26 protein-coding genes are annotated in these 25,605 nt (G+C 71.4%); 11 read left to right on the top strand and 15 right to left on the bottom strand.

The features are described 5' to 3' along the window. Nucleotides 1-8: 8 nt before the first annotated feature. From IF83_RS0118365 to IF83_RS0118340, 6 genes are all read left to right on the top strand, one after another. On the top strand, nt 9-908 hold the full coding sequence (locus IF83_RS0118365) for a carbohydrate ABC transporter permease (protein ID WP_030545436.1): 900 nt from the start codon (nt 9-11) through the stop codon (nt 906-908). A 180-nt stretch (nt 909-1,088) separates the two neighbouring features. Then, a complete protein-coding gene (locus tag IF83_RS0118360; RefSeq protein ID WP_030545434.1) occupies nt 1,089-2,054 on the top strand; it encodes an arabinan endo-1,5-alpha-L-arabinosidase in 966 nt (321 codons plus the stop codon). Nucleotides 2,055-2,161: 107 nt separating this feature from the next. Then, on the top strand, nt 2,162-3,685 hold the full coding sequence (gene arfA / locus IF83_RS0118355) for an arabinosylfuranosidase ArfA (protein WP_030545431.1): 1,524 nt from the start codon (nt 2,162-2,164) through the stop codon (nt 3,683-3,685). Between the two features lie 375 nt (nt 3,686-4,060). Then, the gene (locus IF83_RS0118350; protein WP_037680370.1) at nt 4,061-4,489 is read left to right on the top strand and encodes an ATP-binding protein; all 429 of its coding nucleotides are present in this window, start codon (nt 4,061-4,063) and stop codon (nt 4,487-4,489) included. Nucleotides 4,490-4,589: 100 nt separating this feature from the next. Then, entirely contained in the window at nt 4,590-5,909 is a 1,320-nt protein-coding gene (locus IF83_RS0118345) for an AAA family ATPase (protein ID WP_030545427.1), read from the top strand. Nucleotides 5,910-5,912: 3 nt separating this feature from the next. Further along, nucleotides 5,913-6,386, top strand: a complete 474-nt coding sequence (locus IF83_RS0118340) for a hypothetical protein (RefSeq protein ID WP_030545425.1) — start codon at nt 5,913-5,915, stop codon at nt 6,384-6,386. Between the two features lie 77 nt (nt 6,387-6,463). Here IF83_RS0118340 and IF83_RS0118335 read toward each other — a convergent pair whose 3' ends face one another. Genes IF83_RS0118335 through IF83_RS0118320 form a run of 4 tightly spaced genes read right to left on the bottom strand, consistent with a single transcriptional unit; the run spans nt 6,464 to nt 8,187 of the window. Then, the gene (locus IF83_RS0118335; RefSeq protein WP_037680368.1) at nt 6,464-6,688 is read right to left on the bottom strand and encodes a DUF397 domain-containing protein; all 225 of its coding nucleotides are present in this window, start codon (nt 6,686-6,688) and stop codon (nt 6,464-6,466) included. An 11-nt stretch (nt 6,689-6,699) separates the two neighbouring features. After that, a complete protein-coding gene (locus IF83_RS0118330; protein ID WP_030545421.1) occupies nt 6,700-7,554 on the bottom strand; it encodes a helix-turn-helix domain-containing protein in 855 nt (284 codons plus the stop codon). Between the two features lie 45 nt (nt 7,555-7,599). Beyond that, complete coding sequence (locus IF83_RS34860) at nt 7,600-7,944, bottom strand: PIN domain-containing protein (RefSeq protein WP_244177118.1); 345 nt, start codon at nt 7,942-7,944, stop codon at nt 7,600-7,602. A gap of 21 nt (nt 7,945-7,965) precedes the next feature. Then, entirely contained in the window at nt 7,966-8,187 is a 222-nt protein-coding gene (locus tag IF83_RS0118320) for a type II toxin-antitoxin system VapB family antitoxin (protein ID WP_030545417.1), read from the bottom strand. A gap of 516 nt (nt 8,188-8,703) precedes the next feature. Here IF83_RS0118320 and IF83_RS0118315 point away from each other — a divergent pair. Then, entirely contained in the window at nt 8,704-9,882 is a 1,179-nt protein-coding gene (locus IF83_RS0118315) for a helix-turn-helix domain-containing protein (protein ID WP_030545415.1), read from the top strand. Nucleotides 9,883-10,007: 125 nt separating this feature from the next. Beyond that, nucleotides 10,008-10,484: a hypothetical protein gene (locus IF83_RS0118310; RefSeq protein WP_244177117.1), complete on the top strand. Its 477-nt coding sequence runs from the start codon at nt 10,008-10,010 to the stop codon at nt 10,482-10,484. A gap of 414 nt (nt 10,485-10,898) precedes the next feature. Here the strand turns inward: IF83_RS0118310 and IF83_RS0118300 are convergent, their stop codons facing one another. From IF83_RS0118300 to IF83_RS0118270, 7 genes are all read right to left on the bottom strand, one after another. Further along, nucleotides 10,899-12,065 (bottom strand): aldose epimerase family protein, encoded by a 1,167-nt coding sequence (locus IF83_RS0118300; RefSeq protein ID WP_244177116.1) that lies wholly within the window; start codon nt 12,063-12,065, stop codon nt 10,899-10,901. A gap of 143 nt (nt 12,066-12,208) precedes the next feature. Beyond that, the gene (mmsB, locus tag IF83_RS0118295; protein WP_030545409.1) at nt 12,209-13,465 is read right to left on the bottom strand and encodes a multiple monosaccharide ABC transporter permease; all 1,257 of its coding nucleotides are present in this window, start codon (nt 13,463-13,465) and stop codon (nt 12,209-12,211) included. Next, nucleotides 13,462-15,072, bottom strand: a complete 1,611-nt coding sequence (gene mmsA, locus IF83_RS0118290) for a multiple monosaccharide ABC transporter ATP-binding protein (protein WP_051722892.1) — start codon at nt 15,070-15,072, stop codon at nt 13,462-13,464. Before mmsA ends, mmsB begins: the two co-directional genes overlap by 4 nt. 15 nt (nt 15,073-15,087) lie before the next feature. Then, nucleotides 15,088-16,197: a multiple monosaccharide ABC transporter substrate-binding protein gene (chvE, locus tag IF83_RS0118285; protein ID WP_030545405.1), complete on the bottom strand. Its 1,110-nt coding sequence runs from the start codon at nt 16,195-16,197 to the stop codon at nt 15,088-15,090. A gap of 53 nt (nt 16,198-16,250) precedes the next feature. After that, a complete protein-coding gene (locus tag IF83_RS0118280) occupies nt 16,251-17,225 on the bottom strand; it encodes a hypothetical protein (protein WP_030545403.1) in 975 nt (324 codons plus the stop codon). Nucleotides 17,226-17,593: 368 nt separating this feature from the next. Then, nucleotides 17,594-18,613 (bottom strand): zinc-dependent alcohol dehydrogenase, encoded by a 1,020-nt coding sequence (locus IF83_RS0118275; protein WP_030545402.1) that lies wholly within the window; start codon nt 18,611-18,613, stop codon nt 17,594-17,596. Then, the gene (locus IF83_RS0118270; protein WP_030545400.1) at nt 18,610-19,770 is read right to left on the bottom strand and encodes a mandelate racemase/muconate lactonizing enzyme family protein; all 1,161 of its coding nucleotides are present in this window, start codon (nt 19,768-19,770) and stop codon (nt 18,610-18,612) included. The genes IF83_RS0118275 and IF83_RS0118270 overlap by 4 nt, the downstream gene beginning before the upstream one ends. A gap of 745 nt (nt 19,771-20,515) precedes the next feature. Between IF83_RS0118270 and IF83_RS0118265 the strand changes: the two genes are divergently transcribed. Further along, nucleotides 20,516-21,010: a DUF3145 domain-containing protein gene (locus IF83_RS0118265; protein WP_030545398.1), complete on the top strand. Its 495-nt coding sequence runs from the start codon at nt 20,516-20,518 to the stop codon at nt 21,008-21,010. Between the two features lie 127 nt (nt 21,011-21,137). Here IF83_RS0118265 and IF83_RS0118260 read toward each other — a convergent pair whose 3' ends face one another. Further along, entirely contained in the window at nt 21,138-21,680 is a 543-nt protein-coding gene (locus IF83_RS0118260; RefSeq protein ID WP_051722891.1) for a TetR/AcrR family transcriptional regulator, read from the bottom strand. Nucleotides 21,681-21,854: 174 nt separating this feature from the next. Here IF83_RS0118260 and IF83_RS0118255 point away from each other — a divergent pair, with 174 nt between their 5' ends. Together IF83_RS0118255 and IF83_RS0118250 are read left to right on the top strand one after the other, a co-directional pair. Next, on the top strand, nt 21,855-22,268 hold the full coding sequence (locus tag IF83_RS0118255; RefSeq protein ID WP_030545393.1) for a nuclear transport factor 2 family protein: 414 nt from the start codon (nt 21,855-21,857) through the stop codon (nt 22,266-22,268). 5 nt (nt 22,269-22,273) lie between these two features. Beyond that, nucleotides 22,274-22,807, top strand: a complete 534-nt coding sequence (locus IF83_RS0118250) for an anthrone oxygenase family protein (RefSeq protein WP_078843588.1) — start codon at nt 22,274-22,276, stop codon at nt 22,805-22,807. 94 nt (nt 22,808-22,901) lie between these two features. Here the strand turns inward: IF83_RS0118250 and fabF are convergent, their stop codons facing one another. The 3 genes from fabF to IF83_RS0118235 form a co-directional block, all read right to left on the bottom strand. Then, a complete protein-coding gene (fabF, locus tag IF83_RS0118245; RefSeq protein ID WP_030545389.1) occupies nt 22,902-24,173 on the bottom strand; it encodes a beta-ketoacyl-ACP synthase II in 1,272 nt (423 codons plus the stop codon). Nucleotides 24,174-24,239: 66 nt separating this feature from the next. Further along, complete coding sequence (locus IF83_RS0118240) at nt 24,240-24,488, bottom strand: acyl carrier protein (protein WP_030545387.1); 249 nt, start codon at nt 24,486-24,488, stop codon at nt 24,240-24,242. Nucleotides 24,489-24,581: 93 nt separating this feature from the next. Beyond that, on the bottom strand, nt 24,582-25,595 hold the full coding sequence (locus tag IF83_RS0118235) for a ketoacyl-ACP synthase III (RefSeq protein WP_030545385.1): 1,014 nt from the start codon (nt 25,593-25,595) through the stop codon (nt 24,582-24,584). Nucleotides 25,596-25,605: the final 10 nt, after the last annotated feature.

Below are 25,605 nucleotides of genomic sequence, written 5' to 3'. Positions count from 1 at the left end.
CAACCGCCGTGGACGGCACCACCGTGGCCGGTGCCCCCGTGCCGGGCGGCGCCGCCGCGCCCGGGACCGGCGGGGGCCGCACGCCCCGCTGGACGCGTGGCCGGATCGCCCTGCTCGCCCTGGCCGTGCTGCTCGCCGTCGCCTGGCTGCTGCCCCTCGCCTGGGCCGTGGCCACCTCCCTCAAACCGGCGAGCGAGACGACGAAGACCACACTGGAGTGGGTGGGCTCCACCATCACCTTCGAGGCCTACGGCGAGGTGTGGGCGTCCGGCGACCTGGCCCGCTGGATGGTCAACTCCGCCTACATCGCGGTGATGACGACCCTGCTGACGGTCACCACCTGCGCGATGGCCGCCTACGGCTTCGCCCGCACCGAGTTCCGCGGCCGCCGCGTCCTCTACGGGCTCGTGCTCGCCGGGATCATGGTGCCGCCGCAGGTGCTCATCGCCCCGCTCTTCGCCGAGATGGTGCGGCTGCGGCTCGTCGACACCTACTGGGGCGTGATCCTGCCGCAGGTCGCCGTGCCCGCCATGGTCTTCATCCTGGTGAAGTTCTTCGAGGGCGTGCCGCGCGAACTGGAGGAGGCCGCCTTCTGCGACGGCGCCGGGCGCTGGCGGGTGTTCTGGCAGATCGTGCTGCCGCTCTCCCGGCCCGTCCTCGCCGCCGTCGCGATCTTCACCTTCATCTCCACCTGGAACAACTTCCTCTGGCCGTTCCTGGTGACCACCGATCCGGCCGGGATGACGCTGCCCGTCGGCCTCGTCAACGTCCAGTCCACGTACGGCGTGCGCTACGCCCAGGTGATGGCCTCCCTCGTCATCGCCGGGCTGCCGCTGCTCGTCGTCTTCGCGATCTTCCAGCGCCAGATCGTCCGCGGCGTCGCCCACACGGGCCTCGCCGGCCAGTAGCCCGGGTCCGGACCGGGGGCCCGCGGCGGCTCCCGGTCCGGACCGGCCCACGCGCAACGCCACGCATCCCGTACGCGCGACGCACCGCGCACCGCGCACCGCACTCCGCACCGCGCGGGGCATCCGCGTACGACCCGCCCTCCCGTATCCCCACGCCCCCGTAACGGAAGGACACCCCCCATGCGTCGCCGACGCGCACTGCTCACCGCCCTGCCCGCGGCCCTGCTGCTCGCCCTGCTGCCCTCCGGCGCCACCGCCTACCCCAACCCCGGGCTGGTCACCGGCGATGTCGTCGTCCACGACCCGACGATGGTCAAGACCACCGACGGACGGTACGTCCTCTACTCCACGCACGGCGGCCTGGAGGCCCGCGTCTCCACCGACCGCACCCACTTCACCCGCGCCGGATCGGCCTTCACGACCCTGCCGTCCTGGTGGTCGGACTACTCCTCCGAGCGGGACCCCTGGGCGCCCGACATCTCGTACCACGACGGCGCCTACTGGATGTACTACGCCGTCTCCTCCTTCGGCTCCAACCACTCCGCGATCGGGCTGGCCAAGAGCTCCACCGGCCTCCCCGGAAGCTGGAGCGACCGCGGCATCGTCTACCGGACGAGCACGAGCGACAACCACAACGCCATCGACCCCAACCTCTTCGTGGACGACGACGGCACCTGGTGGCTGAGCTTCGGCTCGTACTGGACCGGCATCAAGATGATCCGCCTCGACCCCGCCACCGGGAACCGGCACAGCGACCGCACCGTGCACAGCCTCGCCACCCGGCCCGACGCGCCGCACGCCGTGGAGGCCCCGCAGATCGTCAAACGGGGCGGCTTCTACTACCTGTTCGCCTCCTACGACCGGTGCTGCGCCGGCACCGACTCCACGTACAAGATCAAGGCGGGCCGGGCGAGCAGCCCGACCGGGCCGTACACCGACCGCGGCGGGGTACGGATGATGGACGGCGGCGGCACACCGGTGCTGGAGACCCACGGGCGCTACATCGGACCCGGCGGGCAGTCCGTCCTGAAGGACAGCGACGGGCATGTGCTCGTCTACCACTACTACGACCGCGACGACAACGGCACACCCAAGCTCGGCATCAACCTGCTGGGCTGGAGCGGCGGCTGGCCCAGCGCGTACTGACCCCCGGCCGGGCCCGGCACCGCACCCGGCACGCGGGCCCGGCCCTCGTACCGCCGTACCCCCGTCCCCCCGCTTCCCGCCTCCCGTCCCCGGACCGAAAGGCCTCCATGACCGCCCGCACCGCCCGCACCGCCCGCATCACCCTTGACCCCGACTTCACCGTCGGCGACGTCAACCCCCGCCTCTTCGGCTCCTTCGTCGAGCACTTGGGCCGCTGCGTCTACACGGGCGTGTACGAACCCGGCCACCCCGCCGCCGACGAGGCGGGCCTCCGCACCGACGTCCTCGAACTGGTCCGCGAACTCGGGGTGACCGCCATCCGCTACCCCGGCGGGAACTTCGTCTCCGGCTACAAGTGGGAGGACGGCACCGGCCCGGCGGAGGACCGGCCGCGCCGCCTCGACCTCGCCTGGCGCTCCACCGAGACCAACCGCTTCGGCCTCGCCGAGTACATGGACTTCGTCGCGAAGGCCGGCGGCGAGCCCATGATGGCCGTCAACCTCGGCACCCGCGGCGTCGCCGAGGCCGTCGAACTCCTGGAGTACGCCAACCACCCCGGCGGCACCGAACTCTCCGAGCGCCGCATCGCGCACGGGGCGAAGGACCCGTACGGCATCCGCCTCTGGTGTCTCGGCAACGAGATGGACGGCCCCTGGCAGACCGGCCACAAGACGGCGGAGGAGTACGGCCGGCTGGCCGCCGAGACCGCCCGCGCGATGCGGCAGATCGACCCGGACCTGGAGCTGGTCGCCTGCGGCAGCTCCGGCCAGTACATGCCGACCTTCGCCGCCTGGGAGGCCACCGTCCTGGCGGAGTGCTACGACCTCGTCGACCACATCTCCCTGCACGCCTACTACGAGGAGAAGGACGGCGACCGGGACTCCTTCCTCGCCTCCGCCGTCGACATGGAGTCCTTCATCGAGAACGTGATCGCCACCTGCGACCACGTCGGCGCCCGGCTCAAGTCGAAGAAGCGCATCAACCTCTCCTTCGACGAGTGGAACGTCTGGTACCTCTCCCGCTTCCAGGAGGAGGCCGAGCGGAACCCGGGCACCTGGGAGGAGGCGCCGCGGCTGCTGGAGGACAACTACAGCGTCACCGACGCCGTCGTCTTCGGCTCACTGCTCATCGCGCTGCTCCGGCACGCGGACCGGGTGACCGTCGCCTGCCTCGCCCAGCTCGTCAACGTCATCGCCCCGATCCTCACCGAACCCGGCGGCCCCGCCTGGCGGCAGACCACCTTCTATCCCTTCGCTCAAGCGTCGCGGTACGGGCGCGGCCGGGTCCTGACGGTCGACCCGGTCGGGCCGGTGCAGAAGACCGCGCGCTACGGAGAGGTTCCGTTGCTGCACGCCACGGCCGTACAGGACGAGGAGACGGGCGCGGTCACCGTCTTCGCCGTCAACCGCAGCCAGACCGAACCCCTGCCGCTGAAGGTCGTGCTGCAAGGCCTGGCGCTCGAACGGGTCGCCGAGCACAGCGTGCTGGCCGACGCCGACCCGGAGGCCCGCAACACCCTGGCCGACCCGGAGCGCGTCACCCCGCACGCGGCGGAGGGCACCACCCTGGTGGACGGCGCGCTGCGCACGGTGCTGGAGCCCCTGTCCTGGAACGTCATCCGCCTGGTCTGACGGAGCCGACCGAACCGGAGCGGACCGAACCGGAGCGGACCGAACCGGACCGGACCGGCCGGGGCCGGACAGACCCCGGCCGCTCCGGCACCGCCCACACACGTGCCCAACGGCTGTACGCCGAACAGCCGTTGGGCACTCCCTCCGGTACGGGGCCCGCGCCCACCGGGCAGTACGCCCCACTCCGTACGGCTCCGTTCCACCGGCACACCGCACCACCGGACGGACCCGCCCACCGATCCGCAGCCCTCACCCGTATCGGAAGGGATCTCCGTGCTCCGCTCCCCTCCCGCCTTCTACGTTCCGTGACGCGATTCACACCATCGGTAGTGGCAATGCGGTTGCGGTGTCCCTCTCCCAGGGGAGAGGAGAGGCATGGAGCCCCACACCTACGCCCTGTGCTGTCCGCCGCAGGTCACCGTCCCGAAGATCGCCCGGGACTTCGTGACGAGTGTCCTGCGCTCGCTGGACCTGCGGCACATCACCGACAGCGCGGCTCTGTGCACCTCCGAACTGGTCACGAACTCCTATGTGCACACCGACAAGGGCGGCGGCTCCGGTTCTGGAATCGGCTCCCTGCTGTGGCTGGTGGTCGAGCCGACCCTCGTGAGGATCAGCGTCTACGACGCCAACCCGTCCGCACCCGCCCCGCGCAGCGCCCGGGCGGACGACGAGGGCGGCCGCGGCCTCGCCCTGGTCGCCGCCCTCGCCGATGCCTGGGGCCATGTACGGGGCGGCCCGCCCGGCCTGGGCGACCGCCGGGGCAAGGGCGTCTGGTGCGAACTGGGCACCGCCCGGGCATAGCCCGCCGGGCCGTGCGCGGATCAGCCCTCCGGACCCTGCCCCGGCCCTGGCCGCGCGCAGCAGGCAGAGGACCCGGCCCGGCCTGCGGTAGCTTGACAACGTGACAGTCCAGACGATCCAAGAGGTCCGTCTCACCGCGTTCAAGAGTTTCCGTGACGAAGTGCTTCCGCTCGCGCCGCTCACCGTCCTGATCGGCCGGAACAGCAGCGGCAAGTCCAATGCTCTCGACGGCCTGGAAGTCCTGTCCCGTCTGGCGCGGGGCGAGGACGTCGTCGAGGCGCTGGAGAGCCGTCGCGGCGAGTCCGGGCCGGTGCGGGGCGGGCTGGCCGGCTGTGTGCCGCACGGCTCGGATCACTTCACTCTCGGCTGCACCGTGCGGCGGGAGGAGTCGGGCGAGCGGTGGCTGGTCGATCTCGACGTCACGGTCCAGGTGGAGCCGGAGGTCCGGATCGTCTCCGAGCGCATCACCGGCCCGACGCACCGCGGCCGGAAGGCCGTACTGGAGATGACCGAACCGGGCGGGCCCGGCCCCGTAGTGGCGACCGTGCACAACGGCAAGCCGGGCCGGAACCCCCGGATGATGTTCCGCGCGTCAAGACTCCTCACCTCACAGGTCCCCGGCCGCCTGGTCGGCGAGACCACGGGCGAACAGGACACCCTGTGGTGCGCCGAGACGGTGCTCTCGGCGCTCACGGGGGTCTTTCATCTCGACCCGGTGCCGCACCTCATGCGCCAGTACGTGCCGGCGCGCGACGTGCATCTGCGGCGCACGGCGGAGAATCTGTCCGCCGCGGTGGGAGACCTCCAACGCCGGGAGCCGGGCCTGTTCCAGCGGCTGGTGGAACTGCTGCGGGGCCTGACCGATCACGACATCGAGAAACTGGCGGTCACCAGGTCCGAACTGGGCGATGTGATGCTGGCCCTGGACGAGGGACGATTCGGGCTCACCCCGGCCAGGGAGATGAGCGACGGCATGCTGCGCTTCCTGGCGGTGGCCACCTCACTGCTCACCGGTGGCAGCGGCCTCGACCTGGGGTCTCGGCTCCCGGAGCAGACCGAGCGCTCCCTGATGCTGGTGATCGAGGAACTGGAGAACGGACTGCACCCCTCGCAGGCTTCCGAGGTACTGCAACTGGTCCGCCAGGCCAGCGCCGAGAACAGCACCCAGGTCCTGATCACCACACACAGCCCGGCTCTGCTCACGGCCCTCGACAGCGCCGACCACGAAGGCGTCGTCGTCTGCACGCGCGACCGGGAGACCGGCACCAGCCGCCTCGGCCGGCTCACGGAACTGGAGGGCTATCCGGCGGCCATGGCGGCCGGAACCCTCGGCGAGGTGGTGACGCAGGGCCGGCTGGAGCAGCGGGACCGCGGCGACCGCGACTACACCGAGTTCGACCGGCTGCTCGGAATCGGGTGAAACGTGGCGCGCAGAGTCGAGTTCGTCGACACCTCCGTCCTCTGCAACCTCCTCGGGGTCCCCGGCAAGTGCCAGGACCGGGAGCAGGTGGCCCAGGACTTGCGCCGCAAGCGCGAGGCCCGGAACTGCACGCTGCTGCTCCCGGTGACAGCGGTGATCGAGACCGGGAACCACATCGCTCAGTTACCGGACGGCAAGGCGCGCCGGGCCTGCGCCGAGCGCTTCGCCGCGGTCCTCCGGACGGTGGTGGACGGCACGGCACCCTGGGCGCTGAACGAGGTCGAGTGGAACGCCGCTCACCTGGAGACCCTGCTCGCGGGAGGACGGACGGGCAGCAGCCTGATCGAGCACGCCTGCAACCGTCTGGGCTGCGGCGATCTCAACATCCTCGTCGAGCGCGACCGGTACCTGGCCCGGACCTCGGGAATCGAGGCCGGGGTGTGGACGCTCGACGCACTTCTCGCGTCCTACGCCTGACGGTACGGCGGCGGAGCGGACCCGGGCCCTGAACCCCGCAGGGCGGGCTGGACCCGGGTCCGCTCCATGTGCCCGCGTCAGTGCGGCCGGCTTCTGCGTCCGCGAGCAGCCGGACCGTCGAACTCCCCGGCCTTGACCCCGCGCAGCAGAGCGCCGAGCACGGTGCGGCGGAGAGTGAGAACCGCACCCGGGTGATCGCTCTCGCGAAGGGCGACGACGGCGGGCCCGGCAGCGGCGAGTTCGACGCACTCGCCCTCCTCCTGCGAGTAGGACGACTTCTGCCAGATGGTCTTCTCGGCCAACGGATGATCCTTCACAGCTCGCCCACGACGGACTGGATGAAGGCGCGCGACTCGGTCTCCCCGAGCGCCGCCGCGTGGATGGCATCGAAGAGCGTCCGGTACTTCCGCAGTTGCGGCTCGGTGTGGAGCAGCCCCATGCCGTGCGCGGCGTCGACCTGCACGCTGTCGAGCTGCGGTACGGGCCCGCAGGCGTAGAGCATCGCGTGCCCGGACCCGATGTGCGCCTCGGAGGCGAAGGGGATCACGCGCAGGCTGATGTACGGCTGATCGCTCAGGCTCAGCAGGGTCTTCAACTGCTCGCGCACCACCGCGCGGCCGCCGAAGCGCATGCGCAGCGCGGCCTCGTGGATGACCACCTCGTAGGGGGACGTGCGGTGCCGGCTCAGGACGGACTGCCGCTCCATGCGGTGCGCGACGCGGGCCTCCAGCTCCGTCTTGGGCAGCGGGGGCAGGGCGGCGCCGAAGATGGTGCGGGCGTACGCCTCGGTCTGTAACAGGCCGGGGATGTGGGTGATCTGGATGGTGCGGAGCCGGGTCGCGTGGTGCTCCAGCTCGGAGAGGTCCAGCAGCGGGGCGGGCAGCACGCCCCGGTACGCCTCCCACCAGCCCTGGCCGCGCTGTTCGTAGGTGATGGCCACGAGGGCGTCGATGAGCGCGCTGTCGCCGCAGGAGTAGAACGCCGCGAGCCGCCGCAGCCGCTCCTCGCTGACCCCCAGCCGCCCTGCCTCGATATGGCTGACCTTGGCGGGGTCCACCCCCAGAAGTTTCGCGGTGTCGCGGGCCGTGACCCCCGCGGCCTCGCGCATCTTCCGCAACTCGGCGCCCAGCCGCTCCTGACGAGCTGTCGGCGCGCTTCTCAGCGACATGGCGTCCCCTCGTGGCTCGTGTGTCGCATGTGACGCAACACCTTTTCACGAACCGGAGGAGGCGAGGGACGTGGAGGGACCAGGTTGCAGTGGGGCCATGTTGCCCCCGGCGGCGGTGCCGGGGAGGCAGCCGCCCGGCCATGGTGCTCCGGGGGCGCCCGGACCGCTGCTGACCGGCATGGCGGAGGCCCGGTCGGTGGTGACCGGCAGCAGATCCCTGCGGTACTCGCCGGCTTGGGCCATGTGGTGCCGCACCGCGCCGATCCAGCGTCCAGCGTTCACCGACACGTCCGAGTAGAGATCCGCGAACATCTCGGCGATCTCGCCGTACTCGCGACCGTTCCGGGCGCTGTACAGAAACTCGGTGCGCTGCGGATAGCAGGACGCCATGGCTCCGGCGTCGACCGCGTCTCACCGGGTGCGCTTCTCCGCCTGGTGCAGAGCCTCGGCGTCCTCGACAGCTCCCCACTCCCGCGCCCGCTCGAAGTGGCGACTGATGCGGGCCGCCCGCTCCTGCTGCTCGACGTAGAAGTGGAGCGCGAGGTTCACCGCTTCCTTCTTCGTCCTCGCCTTCGAGAGCGCCATGACCCGCCGCAGGGCGTCGTCATCAATGTCGATTTGCGCAAGGGACACACCGCACCTCCGCCCATGTTGGTGATGTACATCGAAGTACAGATGAGCAGTCTTCCGCCCGCGAGCAGAGGCAGCTGCGCACAACGCCTGCCTCTGCACACAGCGAGCCCGCTCGCGGAACCGGCAACGGCCCGAGCCTCCGTCTCACCCCGCGTCGGGGGGCAGGACGCAGGCTGCATCCGCTTCGCCGGTCCAGACAGCGCTCCCGCGCACCGCCGCCGCCCAGTACGGCACATCTTTCCCGCTGGCGCGGGGGTGTTCACGGCTGGTGCTGTTTTACGGGGGGATGGCCGCAGGAAGCTGCAGGAAACCGATGGCCGGCTTCCAGCGGGGAGGTGACCGGGAAGAGCAGGGTGACGATCAGGAACGCAGTGGTCGCGCCGACCTCGCCTCGGTCGAGTGTCGACCGTACACGGGGCATGGTCACCCCGGCCGAGTGACGACGAAGGGACATTCGCCACCCTCCAAGCCCGGCTGGGAATACGGTTTTGAAGGTCCGGCGGAACGGAGGGCGCAATGACCGAGCACACCGACACCCACATCGGCGCGCGAGTGCGCGATGTTCGCAAGCGGCGCGGTTTGACGCAACGTGAGCTGGCCGGTTCGTCCGGCGTTTCCCTGTCCCTCATCCGAAAACTGGAGCAGGGCGAAGTGGCCGGCACGAGGATGGAAACGGCGCGGCTGCTGGCCGTCGCGCTCCGGGTCCCCACGGCGCGGCTCCTGCGGCGAGACGCCGACCCGGCGGACGCCGCCACAACGGACCAGTGGTCGCCGGTACGGGCTGCGCTTCTGGCCCCGCCCGCCGACACCCTGGACGAAGAGCCCACCACAGCAGGCGTTTCCAGGGCTCTCGCCGTAGCCGAACCGCTCTTCGCCACCGTGAATTTGAGCGGCCTGGCGACCGTGGTTCCTCCGCTGATCCGGGACGCCGACGCACTGACCGGCACCGACCGCCGGACCCGCGCCGTACAGGTCCGAGTGCTCCAACTCGCCGGGTGGCTGCTGACGCAGACACGGCAGTACGAGGGCGCGGCCGCAGCCCTCGACCGTGCGCTGGACATGGCCCCGGACCGGCTGGACGGTGCCGCCACGGTCAGCACCATGGCCTGGCTCATGCTCCGCCAGGGCCGGTTGGAGGAGGCGCGGAAACTGTCCGTGCGGTGGGCGGACGAGACAGAGCCCCGCATGTCCCGCGCCACCCCGGCCGAACTCGCCGCATGGGGTTGGATGCTGCTGCGCACGGGCGCGGCAGCGGTGCGGGACAACCGCCCCGGGGAGGCGGCGGACGCACTGCGGCTGGCCCGGGCCGCGGCGGCCGCGCTGGGCCGGGATGACGTCGCCGAGGTGGACCGCATGCGCCGGTTCGGGCCGCTGCGGGTGCAGCAGTACGCGGTCGAGCACGCCGCTGTCCAGGGCCGGCCGGAGACGGTCCTCCGCCTGGCGGCGAGGATGCCGGCGGATATACCGCCGAGCAGCAGCCACGCCCGGCACCGGCTCGATGTCGCGGATGCTCATGCGCGGCTGAGGCAGCACGAAGAGGCGATGCGGATTCTGCAGGAGCTCCGCGCGGAACGACCGGAGTGGCTGCGGCAGCAGCGGTACGCGCGCGACATCACCAGCCGGATCATCGGTCGCCGGAGGACGCTGACAACGGAGATGCGGGAACTCGCCGACGCGATCGGTGTCCCCGTGTGACGCGGGCCCTTGGCCCCGGTGCCTGGTACATCCACCCAGCCCCGAGAGAAAGTGCCATGGTGGCGGGCACGGCGCATTCCTACTCTCGGTGATGTATCGATCACTGAGAGACCGGGAGTGCCGACGTGTCCACCACCGATCGCAGTGCCCCGTCCGGCACGCCACCCGTGTCCGCGCTGGAGTGGATCCGCCGTGCGGGTGGCAGTCCCGGGCAGGCGGCCGTCGCGTGGCTGGCGGACGAGCTCGTCACGGTGCCGGTGGGGGTCGCCTGGGACGTCGTCCGGCTGCCGGCCGCCGAGGGGTGGCGGACCGTGCAGATCCTGCAGAACCTCGGGGAGGTCGGTCCCGTCCTGCTCGGCCCGAAGGGCGTCGAGGTGATGGTGCCGGTGGGCGCGGTCGATGGCTGGGACCTGCCCGGCGCCCGGGTGCTGGCCCGGGCCGAGCAGGTCGATGTGCCTCACCCGCGCGTGGTCGCGCCGCACACCCGGCACCGGCGCACGTGGATCGTTCCACCGACTGCCGAGCCCGCCGTGCTGACGGACGCCGATGCCCTGTACGGGGCCTACGCGGCGGCCCTCGCCACCGGAGGGTCCGCCCGGTGAGGCAGTGTGCGCGGTGCGGTCACCTCGGTCAACTGGTGCGGGTCGGCGCGCGGGACGGTGCTGCCACCGGGGCCGTTGTGTACGCCTGTCCCGGCCACGTCGCGGAGTTTCCGCCGCTCCCCGGAGCGGATCCGATCGGTCTGATCGAGTCGGTCGCGCGGGCCCGCCGGGACCGGGACGCGGCCGGGCGGTGAGGCTGCGATGGTGCGCGTGGCACGAGCTGCTCGCTCCGGACACCGTGCCGGTCCGGGGCGTCGAGGCGGGGCTCGGTGCGGGGTGCCGGTGGTATGCCTGCCGCCGCTGTGTCACCGATCTGGGGCTGGTTCCGCTGAACGAGCGCGCTGAGTCCGGCTCGACTCATCCCGCTCCGGGCCTCCGCCTCGCCCCCATGAGGCGGAGGCCCGGGCCGGGTGGTCAGCGGGCCGAGAAGGAGTGGACCGTCTCCGAGCGGTAGGTCTCGCCGGGGCGGAGGACCGTGGACGGGAACGACGGCTGGTTCGGGGAGTCCGGGAAGTGCTGGGTCTCCAGGCAGAAGCCGTCGCCCTGGCGGTAGACCCGGCCGGAGGTGCCGGCGTAGGTGGCGTCCAGGAAGTTGCCGGTGTAGAGCTGCACGCCCGGCTCGGTGGTGGCGATCCGCATGGTGCGGCCCGAGCGCGGGTCGGTGACCGTCATCGCGTGGCGCGGGCGGCCGGTCTTGCCCTTGTCCAGCACGTAGTTGTGGTCGATGCCCCGGCCGTACAGCACCTGCTCGTGCCCCTCGCGGAGGTCCCGGCCGATCGGCTTCGCGCGGCGGAAGTCGAAGGGGGTGCCGGCCACGGGGAGGAGCTTGCCGGTGGGGATGAGCGAGGCGTCCACCGGGGTGATGCGGGAGGCGTCGAGCCGCAGTTCGTGGTCCAGGACGGTGCCGGTGCCCTCGCCGCCGAGGTTGAAGTACGTGTGGTTGGTGAGGTTGACGACCGTGGGGGCGTCCGTGGTCGCCTCGTAGACGATGCGGAAGTCCCCGCGGGAGGTCAGGATGTAGTCCACCCGCACCGTCAGCTCGCCCGGGTAGCCCATCTCGCCGTCCGGGCTGACCCGGGTGAGGGTCAGGCCCGCCTCGCCGTCCCGCGCGAAGGGCTCGATGTCCCAGACCCGCTTGTCGAAGCCCCGGTCGCCGCCGTGCAGGCTGTTCTCCCCGTCGTTGAGCGGGAGTTGGTACTCCTTGCCGTCGAGGGTGAAGCGGCCTTCGGCGATGCGGTTGCCGTAGCGGCCGATCAGCGCGCCGAAGAACGGGCTGTTCTCGGTGTACGAGGCGAGGTCCGCGAAGCCGAGGGAGACATTGGCCGTGCGGCCGTGCCGGTCGGGGATCTCCAGGGACTGGACGATCCCGCCGTACGACAGCACCCGCAGCCGGGTGCCGCCGCGGGCGAGGGTCCAGCGGTCGACCTTGGTGCCGTCCGGGAGGCTGCCGAAGCCCTCCCGGGTGGGGAGTCCCCGCCCCGCGGGTCCGGCCTCCCCCGCGATCCCGGCCCCGGCCCCGGCCTCGCCGCCGCTTGCGACTCCGGCCCGGTCCCGGGCCTGCGCCGCGCCTGGTGTCGTCATGCCTGCCGCCAATCCAGCGGCCGCAGCCGCTATCACCGTGCGTCTCGATGTCATGCCGTGCCGATCCTCTCAAAGGGGACAAGGGGACAAACGGGCAGAGGGTGCTCGGCCCCGGGGCGTGGCCCGGGGCCGTCCGCGGCCGGCTACGAACCGACCCGGCGCTTGTTCCAGACGTCGAAGCCGACGGCCGCGAGAAGCACCAGACCCTTGATGACCTGCTGGTAGTCCGAGCCGATGCCGACCAGGGACATACCGTTGTTGAGCACGCCGAGCACCAGGCCGCCGATGATGGCGCCGAGGACGGTGCCGACGCCGCCGGTGGCCGAGGCACCGCCGATGAAGGCGGCGGCGATGGCCTCCAGTTCGAAGTTGATACCGGCGTTGGGGGTGGCTGCGGTCAGCCGGGCCGCGTAGACGACTCCCGCCAGGGCCGCGAGGACCCCCATGTTCACGAAGACCAGGAAGGTGACGCGCTTGTCCTTGACGCCGGACAGCTTGGCCGCCGCCTGGTTGCCGCCGAGGGCGTAGACGTGCCGGCCGATGATCGCGTTGCGCATCACGAAGCCCAGGGCCATCAGCAGGCCCACGAGGATGAGCAGCACGACCGGTGTGCCGTGGTAGCTCGCCAGGGTCAGCGTGAAGGCCACGACCGCCGCCACCAGGGCGGTGCACTTGGCGACGAAGAGCCCCATCGGGATGACGTCCAGCTCGTACCGCTGCTGCTGGCGGCGGTCGCTCCACTCCCGCCACAGCACGAAGACGACCACGCCGAGGCCGATGAGCAGCGTCGCGTTGTGGTAGTTGGTGTCCGGGCCCAGCTCGGGGATGAAGCCGTTGCCCAGGGACTGGAAGCCGTCCGGGAAGGGCCGCAGGGTCTGGCCCTCCAGCAGGATCTGGGTGGCGCCGCGGAACAGCAGCATCCCGGCGAGGGTGACGATGAAGGACGGGATGCCGATATAGGCGATCCAGAAGCCCTGCCAGGCCCCGGCGGCGGCGCCGATGAGCAGGCAGAGCACCAGCGCGAGCACCCACGGCATGTCGTTCTTGATCATCATCACGCCCGCGGCGGAGCCCACGAAGGCGGCCAGCGAGCCGACGGACAGATCGATGTGGCCCGCGATGATCACGATCATCATGCCGATGGCCAGGATGAGGATGTAGCTGTTCTGCTGGACCAGGTTGGTGACGTTCTGCGGCTTCAGCAGGATGCCGTCCGTCCAGACCTGGAACAGCACGACGATCAGCGCCAGCGCGAGCAGCATCCCGTACTGCCGCATATTGGCGCGGACACCGCGCAGCAGCGCCGCGGCGAGTCCGGACCCGGCGCCGCCCCCGGCGCCCGGGCCGGAGCCCGGACCCGGCGCCGGTCCCTCGTCCTTGGTGATGGTCGTGGTGCTCATCGGGTCCGTCCCCTGTCCATGGTCATGTGGCGCATCAGCACTTCCTGGGTGGCCTCGGCCCGGGGGATCTCCCCGGTGAGCCGGCCGGCGGCCATCGTGTAGATCCGGTCGCACATCCCCAGCAGCTCCGGCAGCTCGGAGGAGATGAAGACCACGGCCTTGCCCTGGGCGGCGAGATCGTTGATGACCGTGTAGATCTCGTACTTCGCCCCCACGTCGATGCCGCGGGTGGGTTCGTCGAGGATCAGCACCTCGGGGCCCGCGAAGATCCATTTGCTGAGGACGACCTTCTGCTGGTTGCCGCCGCTCAGCCGGTTCACGGTCTCGAACACCGTGGGGGTCTTGATGTTCATCGACGCCCGAAACCGCTCGGCGACCCGGGCCTCCTCGTGCTCGCTGACGACACCGCGCCGGGCGACCTTGGGCAGCGAGGCGATGGAGATGTTGCGGGCCACGTCGTCACCGAGGTTGAGCCCGTAGGTCTTGCGGTCCTCGGTGACGTACGCGATGCCGTGCGCGACGGCTTCCGGCACGGTCCGCGTGGAGACCTCCTTGCCGTGCAGCAGGACCCGGCCCGCGGCGTGCCGCCCGTAGCTGCGCCCGAAGACGCTCATCGCCAGCTCGGTGCGGCCCGCGCCCATCAGCCCGGCGATGCCGACGATCTCGCCGCGCCGCACCTCCAGGGACACCCCGTCGACCACCTTCCGCTGCTGGTCGATGGGGTGGTGCACGGTCCAGTCCGCGATCCGCAGGGCCGTCTCCCCGGCGCCCGGGCCCGTGTAGTGGGTGCGCTCCGGGAAGCGGTGATCCAGGTCGCGGCCGACCATGCCGCGGATGATCCGCTCCTCGGAGACGGCCGGTTCCGCGTCGGCGGTCTCCCGGACGGTGAGGGTCTCGATGGTCCGGCCGTCCCGCAGGACGGTCACGGAGTCGGCGACCCGCCGGATCTCGTTCAGCTTGTGCGAGATGAGGATGCAGGAGATGCCCTGCGCCTTGAACTCCAGCAGCAGATCGAGGAGTTTGGCGCTGTCCGCGTCGTTGAGCGCGGCGGTGGGCTCGTCGAGGATGAGGAGCTTCACCTCCTTGGCGAGCGCCTTGGCGATCTCCACGAGCTGCTGCTTGCCCACGCCGATGTCGGCGATCCGGGTGTGCGGGGAGTCGGTGAGCCCGACCCGCCGCAGCAGCCGGCGGGCGTGCCCCAGGGTGTCGTTCCAGTTGATCACCCCGCGGGTGGCGTGCTCGTTGCCGAGGAAGATGTTCTCCGCGATGGAGAGATAGGGGACGAGGGCGAGCTCCTGGTGGATGATGACGATCCCGCGCCGCTCACTGGCCCGGATGTCCTTGAAGGCGCAGGGCTCGCCGCGGAAGACGATCTCGCCCTCGTAACCGCCGTGCGGGTGGACCCCGCTGAGGACCTTCATCAGGGTGGACTTCCCGGCGCCGTTCTCCCCGCAGATCGCGTGGATCTCCCCCTCGCGCACGGTGAGTTCGACGCCGGACAGGGCCTTGACGCCCGGGAACGTCTTGGTGATGGAGCGCATCTCGAGCACGGGGTGCCCGGGTGGCGCCGCCCCCGGGCCGCCCGCCGTGCCGGTGGCCGCTTGCATGATGACCGCCGTCCCTTACTTCAGCTCGGAGGCTTTGTAGTAGCCCTCGTCGACGAGCAGCTGGGTGTTGGACTTGTCGATGCTCACCGGCTGGAGGAGGTAGGCCGGCACGACCTTCTTGCCGTTGTCGTAGGTCTTGGTGTCGTTGACCTCCGGCTTGCCGCCGGTCAGCATCGCGTGGCCCATCTGGACGGTGGCCTTGGCCAGCTTCCGGGTGTCCTTGTAGATGGTCTGGGTCTGCTCACCCGCGATGATCGACTTCACGGAGGCCTTCTCGGCGTCCTGCCCGGTGATCACCGGGTACGGCTTGTCCTTGCTGCCGTAGCCCACGCTCTTGAGCGCGGAGAGGATGCCGATGGAGATCCCGTCGTACGGGGAGAGCACGGCGTCCAGCTCGGCCGAGGTGTAGGACTTGCTCAGCAGGTCGTCCATCCGGCGCTGCGCCGTGCCGCCGTCCCAGCGGAGGGTGGTGATCTGGTTGAGCTTGGTCTGCTTGGAGCGGACGACGAGCTTCTTGTCGTCGATGTACGGCTTCAGCACGCTCATCGCGCCGTTGAAGAAGAAGCGGGTGTTGTTGTCGTCGGGGGAGCCCGCGAACAGCTCGATGGTGAAGGGGCCCTTCTCGCCGCCCTCCTCCTTCAGCCCGAGCTTGTCGGCGATGTACGTGCCCTGCTGCACGCCGACCTTGAAGTTGTCGAACGTGGCGTAGTAGTCGACGTGTTCGGTGCCCATCAGCAGCCGGTCGTAGGCGATGACGGGGATGTTCGCCTCGGCCGCCCGGTCCAGCACATTGGTGAGCGCCGCGCTGTCGATCGCCGCGATGACGAGGAGGTCGTGCCCCTTGGCGATCATGTTCTCGATCTGGGCGACCTGCTCGTCGACGTCGTCGTTGCCGTACTGGAGGTCGGTCTTGTAGCCCTTGGCCCGGAACTGCTCGGCCATGTTCCGGCCGTCGGCTATCCAGCGCTCGGACGACTTGGTGGGCATGGCCAGGCCGATGGTGCCGCCCTTGGCGTCCTTCTTGCCGTCGTCGTCGACGCCGGTGGAGTCCTGGCCGCAGGCGCCGAGCGCGGAGGTGAGGAGAAGCGCCGCCGTCGCGGCGCCGAGGCCTCTGGTGATGCGCATGGTGGTGGTTCCTTCCGTGGTGGGGCGGGTGGGGCGGGGTGGGGCCGGGGTGTTCAGGAGTCCTGGTCGGCGGGGAAGCGCCGCAGCTTCCCCGGGAGGCGTGAGCCGAGGGGGGACATGCCGCCGTCCGCCCCGTGCCGCGCCAGCAGGTCCAGGACGAGCCGGCCGCGGCGCACCCGCTCCCGGGCGGTGTCGAGGGTGACGTCGCGCATGTGGGCCCCGTAGGGGTAGATGCCGGGCGCCTTGCTCAGCCCGAACTTGAGGTAGACGGGGGCGCCGCGGCGGATCAGCTCGCCGGTGTCGTACATCCGGACGTAGCCGCCGAGGTCGTCCGGTGCCTCGATGTAGAGGTCCATCGGCGCCCGGCCGGCCCGGCGGATCTCGGTGAGCTGGTCGAAGGAGAGATCCGAGGGGATGTTGATGGAGTCGGCGCCGAGCCGCTCCCACACCGCGTACGAGGCGGGGTTGACCGGGCCGACGAGCGCGGAGACCTTGAAGGTGGTCTCCGCCGGCAGGACGCCCCGCTCGCGCAGCCGGTGCAGCGTCCACAGCACGCCCTCGTCGGCGACGAGCAGGCAGGGCACGCCGAGTTCGGTGGCGCGGACGGCATCCTCCACGCAGCCGGCGAGCCCGTCGTGGCCGCGGGCGCGCAGACCGCCGCCGCGCGAGTCGGTGCGGGTGGCGGCGCCGATGTCCCAGGTGCCGCGCGGTCCGGTGAACAGGCAGAGCTCGATGTCCCGTTCGGCGCAGGCACCGGCCATCTCGGTGATCTCGTCGTCGGTGAGCATCCAGATGCCGCTGCCCTGGCTGATGCGGTGGATCGGTACGTCCAGCCGGGCGGACTCCTTGAGGACGGTCGCCAGCGCCTCGGGGCCCTCCACCGACGGCACCTCGGTACGCCAGGTGCCGCCGTCGGGGAAGGCGTGCGGGGAGGCGTCGGCCGGGTCGTCGGCGGGCACGGGCTCGCCGATCAGGGCGAGGGCGGCCGAGCCGGGACGGCGCGGCGCGGGACGGGTGCTGTCGGACACGGGACTCCTCTGTTCTGCGGGACGAATGGTGTTCGGTTGGCCGGTCGTCTCTCGGCCGGGACACCGCCGGTGGGGAGCCGGGGTGCCGGGGACCGGCCGGAGGGTGTCCGGTGCGGGGCCGGGAGCCGGGAGCCGGGACGGGAACGGGAGCGGGGCGGCGGGTCGGGACGGGAACGGGGTGGCGGCGAGAACGGGGACGGGGACGGGCCGGAAATGGAGCGGTGGCCGGAACGGGGCGGTGGCCCGAACGGTGCCGGGGCGGCGGCGGGGCTCCGGCCCGCGGGACCGGGGCCCGGAATCCCGGAGGCGGAATTCCAGGGCCGGGAGCGCGTGACCGGGACGCGGGATCCCGGATCCGGGGCACCCGGTCAGGGCCGCAGCAGCACCTTCCCGGCCCCGGGATCACCGCCGCCGACCAGCGCGACGGCCTCGGCGTACTCCTCCCATGCCAGCTCGTGGGTGATCAGCGGCGCCGGGTTCAGCAGCCCGCTCTCGAACGCCCGCACCGCGTACGCCCAGGCCGCCGGCGGGGCGCCGAACACCGTGTGCACGGTGATCTGGCGCATCGCCAGACCCAGCGGGTCGAGGCCCTCGGCGCCCGCCCCGGGCAGCCCGGTGAGCACCACCCGGCCGCCGCCCCGGGCGAGGGAGACCGCGCAGACCGCGCTGCGCGGCGCGCCCGCGGTCTCCACCACCAGGTCGTACCGGCCGGTGAGCGAGCCGAGCCCGTCCGGCGGGCGGACCTCGGTGGCGCCGAAGGGCACCGCCTGCTCGGCCCGGCCCGCCCGGGGCTCCACGACGAGCAGTTCGGCGGGGGAGACGGCGGCCAGGAACTGCACGGCCAGCAGGCCGAGGGTCCCCGCGCCGACGACCGCGATCCGCTCGGCGGGCCGCGCCGCCGCCGTCAGCGCCGCGGCGGCGACCACGGCGGCCGGCTCCAGCAGCGCCGCGGCCCGCAGATCGGCGTCGGGGCCGAGGACGTGCAGCAGCCGGGCGGGCAGGGTGAGGGTGTCCGCGAAGGCACCGGACCGGGTGAAGCCCGTCTCGTCGTAGCCGCCGGTGCACAGCGAGGTCTCGCCGGCCCGGCAGCGTTCGCAGGACTGGCAGTTGCGGAAGCCCTCGCCGACGGCCTTCCGGCCCACCAGGCCCGGGTCGACCCCCTCGCCGACCGCCTCCACCGTCCCGGACCACTCGTGGCCGGGCGTGACGGGGTAGCGGACGTAGCCGGGCGCGCGCGTGCCCTCGTACAGCTCGCGGTCGCTGCCGCACACCCCCGCCGCGTACACCCGGACCAGGGCCTCGCCCGGGCCGGGCGGCACGGGCTCCGCCGGGACGATCCGGTGCGCGCCGGGCCGCTCCAGCAGGACGGCGCGCCCGCCGCCCGTCATGACCGGCCCCCGGTGGGGTCGCGCTTCTCCCAGCCCTCGGCCCACAGGTCGAAGTGGGCGCGCTGCTGCGGGAACTCGGCCGCCGCGTCGGGATCGAACTCGACACCGAGGCCGGGCGCGTCGGGCAGGGTGAAGTAGCCGTCCACGACCTCGGGGGCGCCCTTCACCACCTTCTTGATCTCGGCGTCGGCGAAGTCGTTGAAGTGCTCCAGGATCTTGAAGTTGGGCGTGCAGCCGGCGAGTTGGAGCGAGGCGGCGGTGAGCACCGAGCCGCCCACGTTGTGCGGGGCGATCAGGACGTAGTGGGTCTCGGCGGTGGCGGCCAGCTTGCGGGTCTCCAGGATGCCGCCGAGGTGCCCGACGTCCGGCTGGATGATGTCGGCGGCCTGCGACTCGAAGAGCTCGCGGAACTCGATGCGGTCGTGGACGCGTTCACCGGTCGCGATGGGCAACGTTGTCTTCGCCGCCACTTTGGCGAGCGCCTTGAGGTTCTCCGGCGGTACCGGCTCCTCCAGCCAGGAGGGCTGGAACCGCTCCAGTTCCTTCGCCAGCCGGGAGGCCGTCGCCGGGCTGAACCGGCCGTGCATCTCGACCAGCAGCTCGGCCTCCGGCCCGATGGCGTCCCGTACGGCCTCGACGAGGGCGAGGGAGTGCAGGGTCTCGGTGTGGTCGAGCTCGAAGTGGCCGGTTCCGAACGGGTCCAGCTTCAGCGCCCGGTAGCCGCGGTCGACGACCCGGCGGGCGGCGGCGTGGAAGGCGTCGGGGGTGCGCTCGACGGTGTACCAGCCGTTGGCGTAGGCCTTCACCCGGTCGGTGACGCGGCCTCCGAGGAGCTGCCAGACCGGTACGCCCAGCGCCTTGCCCTTGATGTCCCAGCAGGCCATCTCCACACAGGCGATGCCGGACATGACGATCTCGCCGGCCCGCCCGTAGTCGCCGTACTTCATCCGGCGGACGAGATCCTCGATCGCGAACGGGTCGGCGCCGGCGAGGTGGTTGACCTCCGCCTCGCGCAGATAGCCGACGAGCGCGTCGGTCCGGCCGAGCATCCGCGTCTCGCCGACGCCGGTGATGCCCTCGTCGGTGTGGACGAGGACATAGGTCAGATTGCGCCACGGGGTTCCGACGACATGGGTGGTGATGCCGGTGATGCGCAAGGCCACTGCCCTTCCGGTTTCCGATGTTCGATATTTCGTCACACGTTCGAAATCCTGGCGTGACGGTAATGACGGGCCGGGAGCAGTGTCAATGGGCGCGCACCCGCGTCCTTCCCCGAACCGGGTGACGGCACCCCGCGCCGGGGGAGAAGGGCCGGTTTCCGTGTCCGTTGGGGCACGGCCCGCAGGCCCGGCGGGGGGACGGCGGCGACCGGATCCGGCCAGAGGGCGCCGGGCGGCGCGCCGACGGGTGATGCCGGCGGGGCGGGCCCGGGGCCCCTCCGGCGGCGGCCCCGGCGGTCTCCATGTCCCCGCCACTGCACGGCTGTTCGCCGGTCCCGCCCCCGGGGACCCGTACACCCCCTCGGGCGGTTCACGCCGGGGAACGCGGGACCGCCCCCGAGAGTGAAGCTTTTCGTGATATCCGGCCCGGACCGACGGTACGTCACCCCGGTGTCCCCGGCGCACGGTAGCTTTTCCCCGGGGCCACGGGCGCCGTGCCCCGTGGCGGGTTTCCCGGTCCTCCGATCGGGTCAGTGCGCCACCCGGCATCCGTACGTTCACGGCACGTCACATAGTGTCCCTTTTGCAGAGGATCGCTCCCGATGATGTTTACTGTTGGTAATCTCGGGGCCTGGTGCGGAAGTGATCTCTGGGGCAGACTGTCAAGTGCTGTTCCGGACGAGATCGGTACGGGCGCGAGGCCGCTGGAGAAGGCGCACCTCGTCCCACACTGGAGGTCCCGGTGACGACACGTGGAGTTCTGTACGTCCACTCCGCCCCGCGGGCGCTCTGCCCGCATGTCGAGTGGGCGGTCGCGGGCGTCCTCGGCGTGCGCGTCAGCCTCGACTGGATCAGGCAGCCGGCCGAACCGGGCACCTGGCGCGCCGAGTTCTCCTGGCAGGGCGAGCACGGCACCGCCTCCAAGCTGGCCTCCGCGCTGCGCGGCTGGCATCTGCTGCGCTACGAGGTGACCTCGGAGCCCTGCCCCGGCGCCGAGGGCGAGCGCTACAGCTCCACTCCCGGGCTCGGCATCTTCCACGCCGTCACCGGCATCCACGGCGACATCCTGATCCCCGAGGACCGGCTGCGGGCGGCGCTGGCCCGCTCGGCCCGCGGCGAGACGGCCCTGGAGGCGGAGATCGCCAAGCTCCTCGGCAAGCCCTGGGACGACGAACTCGAACCGTTCCGCTACGCCGGCGAGGGCGCCCCGGTCCGCTGGCTGCACCAGGTCGTCTGAGCCGCCGTCGGATTCACCGCGGACGCGCCGACGGGCCCGTCCGGAATCTGCCGACACCGGCGGCGCTGATCCGGGAATGCTGCGGTGGCCACCGCAAATCCCCGGGATCCTGCGCGGACGAGGCCGCCTACGGCGTCGGGTTCCCCGGCCCCGCCCCCAGGAGGGCGAGTGTGGCGGTCCGCAGCCACGCTGCCGCCTCCGTCACCGGCAGGCGGTCCGCCCGGACCTCGTCGCCTGCCGCGTGGCCGAGAGCGGTGACCGCGGCCACCAGCCAGGTGGCCGGTGGCGCGGGGTCGAATTCGCCCGACGCCTGACCTTTCTCGATCAGCCGGGTGAGCCTGGCTGCGACGGGCTCATGCCGGGCCAGGTCGGTGTCGGTACCGGCGCGGGTGTTTCCGGGCCGGAGGAGCACCGGGTTCCGTTCGAACAGGCGCCAGCCGATGTCCTGCAGCCGCAGTAGTGCGTCCAGGGCGGAGCCGCTCTCCTCCTCCGCCTCGTCCATCGCGGCCATGGCCTGGTCCGTGATCCGGTCGACGACCGCGTCGAGCAGCGCGTCGCGGCTGCCGAAGTGCGCGTACACGGTCTGGCGGGTGAGGCCGGCTGCGGCGGCGATGGCGGCTATACCGGCGTCGGGTCGCTCGGCCAGCAGTCGGACTGCGGCATCCAGCACCGCGACCCTGCTGCGCTCGGCATCGGCGCGACGGCGGGGCCGGACTCGCGGCGCATGGCCCGGGGCCTCGAAAGCGCTCAACTCTTACACCCTTGTCAGAAATGAAGGTCTCGTCATATCTTACGGCATGTAAGAGATCGTCGCGGGAGCGTAGCCCGCACGCATGGCAGGAGCATGGTGAAACCTCTCCACACGAAGCCTCCCGAGCAGTTCATCGCCGACTTCTTCACGACGTTCACCCACGCCGTGGTCCATGGCTCCGAGGATGCCTCCGACCTGATGTCCAGGTACTACACCCGCGACATCGTTCAAGTCGCCGACGGCGTGTCACTGGACTGGGATCGCCTCCTCGCCCACCTCCGCCCGGTGCGCAAGAACCTGCGCGAGTTCCGGTTCGAGGTGCACGAGGCGTTCAGGGACGGGGGCCGGATCGCGGCCCGCTTCACGATTCACGCCCGGATGCGCAAGGGCGGCCCGGTTTCCACCCGCGTCCACATGTTCGCGGAGTTCACCCCTGACGGCCTGATGCGACGATCTGAGCAACTCACCCGGGCCGTGACCCCCGCCGAACCCGGGGCGGGGGAGTGATCCGCGTGCGCGTCCGGCTCGTGCAGGGCCTCGCCCTGCTGTCCACCGGGGCCCTCGCCGGCGCATTCGGCTACGGGGCAGCCAACCTCGTCCCCACCTTCAACGCCGTACCGCTCGGCACGAGGCTGTCCTTCCACACCCAGTTGATGCAGATGAACGGCATCACCATGCAAGGCGCCATGGGCGTGTCGGTGCTCAGCGCCTTCGCGCTCGCTGCCATGACGCGTGGCGCCTCACGGCGGCTGGCCGGAGCGGCAGGGCTGCTGGCCCTGGCGTCCTTCCTGATCACCCGCCTCGGCAACGTCCCCATCAACGGCCGCATCAAGCAGTGGGCAGCGACCTCGGCGCCGGCCGATCACGCCGAAATCCTGGCTCGCTGGGAGGTGTTCAACTACGCACGCACAGGCGCCGCGTTCGCTGCCTTCGCGCTGCTGATCGCTCTCTCCCTGCGCGGTGTTGACGGTGGCCGGTTGCCGGGCGGTGACACCGGTACCATCCCCGAACACCACGTCGGCCTTCACGACCCCAACGGGTCGTGAAGGCCGACGTGGTGTTCAGCTCGATGATTCCCCAGTGCCGGAATCTCCCGGGCGGCCCTTCCGTGCTGCGGCGCTGCGGCGCTGCGGCGGTCCGTCAGACGGTCCGGAAGGCCAGCACGACGTTGTGGCCGCCGAAGCCGAAGGAGTTGTTCAGCGCCGCGATCGTCCCCTCGGGCAGCGGACGCGCCTCGCCGCGCACGACGTCGGCGTCCACCTCGGGGTCGAGGTTCCCGATGTTGATGGTCGGCGGGGCCGTCCGGTGGTACAGCGCCAGCACGGTGGCCACCGTCTCCACACCGCCCGCGCCGCCCAGCAGATGACCGGTCATCGACTTGGTGGCGGAGACCGCCATGTGGTCGACGTCGTCCCCGAAGACCTTCCGCAGCGCCTTGATCTCGGCGACATCGCCCAGCGGCGTGGAGGTCGCGTGCGCGTTGATGTGCGCGACCTCGGACGGCTTGAGGTCGGTGGAATCCAGCAGGTTCCGCAGGGCGTCCGCGATGCCGCGGCCCTCCGGCTCCGGCTGGGTGATGTGGTGACTGTCGGCGGAGATGCCCTGGCCGAGCACCTCGCAGTAGACCTTGGCGTTCCGCGCGGCGGCGTGCTCCGCGGACTCCAGGACGACGACGCCGGCGCCCTCGCCGAGCACGAAGCCGTTGCGGCTCGCGTCGTACGGGCGGGAGGCGCCCTGCGGGTCGTCGTTGTCCTTCGACATCGCCATCATGTTGCCGAACGCGGCGATCGGCAGCGGGTGGATGGCGGCCTCGGTGCCGCCCGCGACGACCACGTCGGCGCGGCCGGTGCGGATCATCTCGACCGCGTAGCCGATGGCCTCGGCGCCGGAGGCGCAGGCGCTGACCGGGGTGTGCACACCGGCGCGGGCGCCCACCTCCAGGCCCACGTTGGCCGAGGGGCTGTTCGGCATGAGCATGGGCACGGTGTGCGGGGAGACGCGGCGTACGCCCTTCTCCTTGAGCACGTCGTACTGGTCGAGCAGGGTGGTGACGCCGCCGATGCCGGAGGCGATCACCGCGCCGAGCCGCTCCGGGCGGACGGCGCCGGCGTTCTCCTCCGCGCCGGCCGCGCCGGTGAAACCGGCGTCGGCCCAGGCCTCACGGGCGGCGATCAGCGCGAACTGGGCCGAGCGGTCCAGCTTGCGGGCCACCGGCCGGGGCAGGATCTCGGAGGGGTCCACGGCCGCCGAGGCGGCGATGCGGACGGGGAGGTCGGCGAAGCGCTCGTCCTCCAGGGCCGCCACACCGGAGCGTCCGGCGAGCAGGCCTTCCCACGTCGAAGCGCTGTCGCCACCCAGCGGTGTGGTTGCTCCGATACCGGTGACGACCACGGTGCGATTGGTCGAGTTCACAGGAATGTTCTCCACGAGTAGAGGGGTGCGGACCGCCACCGCCGGGGTGGCGACGAACGCTTGAGCTCAGGCCTGGTGCTTGAGGATGTAGTCCGCGGCGTCGCCGACGGTCTTCAGGTTCTTGACGTCGTCGTCCGGAATCTTGACGTCGAAGCGCTCCTCGGCGGCGACGACGACCTCGACCATGGACAGCGAGTCGACGTCCAGGTCGTCGGTGAAGGACTTGTCCAGCTGGACGTCCTCGGTGGGGATACCGGCGATCTCGTTGACGATCTCCGCGAGACCGGCGACGATCTCTTCCTGCGTGGCGGCCATGATGGCGCTCTCCATTCGATGTGTTTCGGTGGTGCTTTCCGGATGAAAACAGGACGCGTGGTGACCGGCTGCCCGTAACCGCGCGTTTCGTGCCTAGGGGAGAGTAACGACCGTGGCGGCGTAGACGAGACCCGCCCCGAAGCCGATGACGAGCGCGGTGTCCCCGCTCTTCGCCTGCCCCGTCGCCAGCAGCCGCTCCATCGCGAGCGGAATCGACGCTGCCGAGGTGTTGCCGGTGGTCTCGATGTCACGGGCGACCGTGACGTGCTCCGGCAGCTTGAGGGTCTTCACCATCGAGTCGATGATCCGCATATTGGCCTGGTGCGGAATGAAGACGTCCAGGTCGGCCGGGGTGATCCCGGCCGCTTCCAGGGCCTGCTGGGCCACCTTCGCCATCTCGAACACCGCCCACCGGAAGACCGCCTGGCCCTCCTGGGTGATGGCGGGGTAGCGGATGTCGGAGACGTCCGTGCGGCCGCGGTAGGCGTCCCAGGGCACGGTCTGCTTGATGGTCTCGGACTTGTCGCCCTCGGAACCCCAGACGCTCGGGCCGATGCCCGGCTCCTCGGCGGGGCCGACGACCACGGCGCCCGCGCCGTCGCCGAACAGGAAGGCCGTGGCGCGGTCCTCCAGGTCCGTGAGGTCCGACAGCCGCTCCACGCCGATGACGAGGACGTACTCCGCGCTGCCCTCGGTGACCATGCCCTTGGCGAGCGTCAGGCCGTAACCGAAGCCCGCGCAGCCCGCGTTGAGGTCGAACGCGGCGGGCCGGCCCGCGCCCACCCGGTGGGCGATCTCGGTGGCCACGGCCGGGGTCTGCTTGAAGTGCGAGACGGTGGCGACGATGACGCCGCCGATCTGCTCCGGGACGATCCCGGCGTCGGCGATGGCCTTGCCCGCCGCCTCGACCGACATCTCCGCGACGGTCTCCTCGGGCCCCGCCCAGTGCCGGTGGCTGATGCCCGAACGGGAGCGGATCCACTCGTCGGAGGAGTCGATGTGCTGCAGGATCTCCTCGTTCGGCACCACCCGCGTCGGGCGGTAGCCGCCGACGCCGAGGATGCGCGCGTACGGGGCACCCCGGCTCGGCTTGATCTTCGCGGTCATGCTTCTTCGG

Origin of the sequence: Streptomyces albus subsp. albus, assembly GCF_000719865.1 — a bacterium.
GTDB lineage: Bacteria > Actinomycetota > Actinomycetes > Streptomycetales > Streptomycetaceae > Streptomyces > Streptomyces albus_E.
Note: the sequence above shows the minus strand (reverse complement) of the source record. Positions and strands in the feature narration are given on the sequence as shown.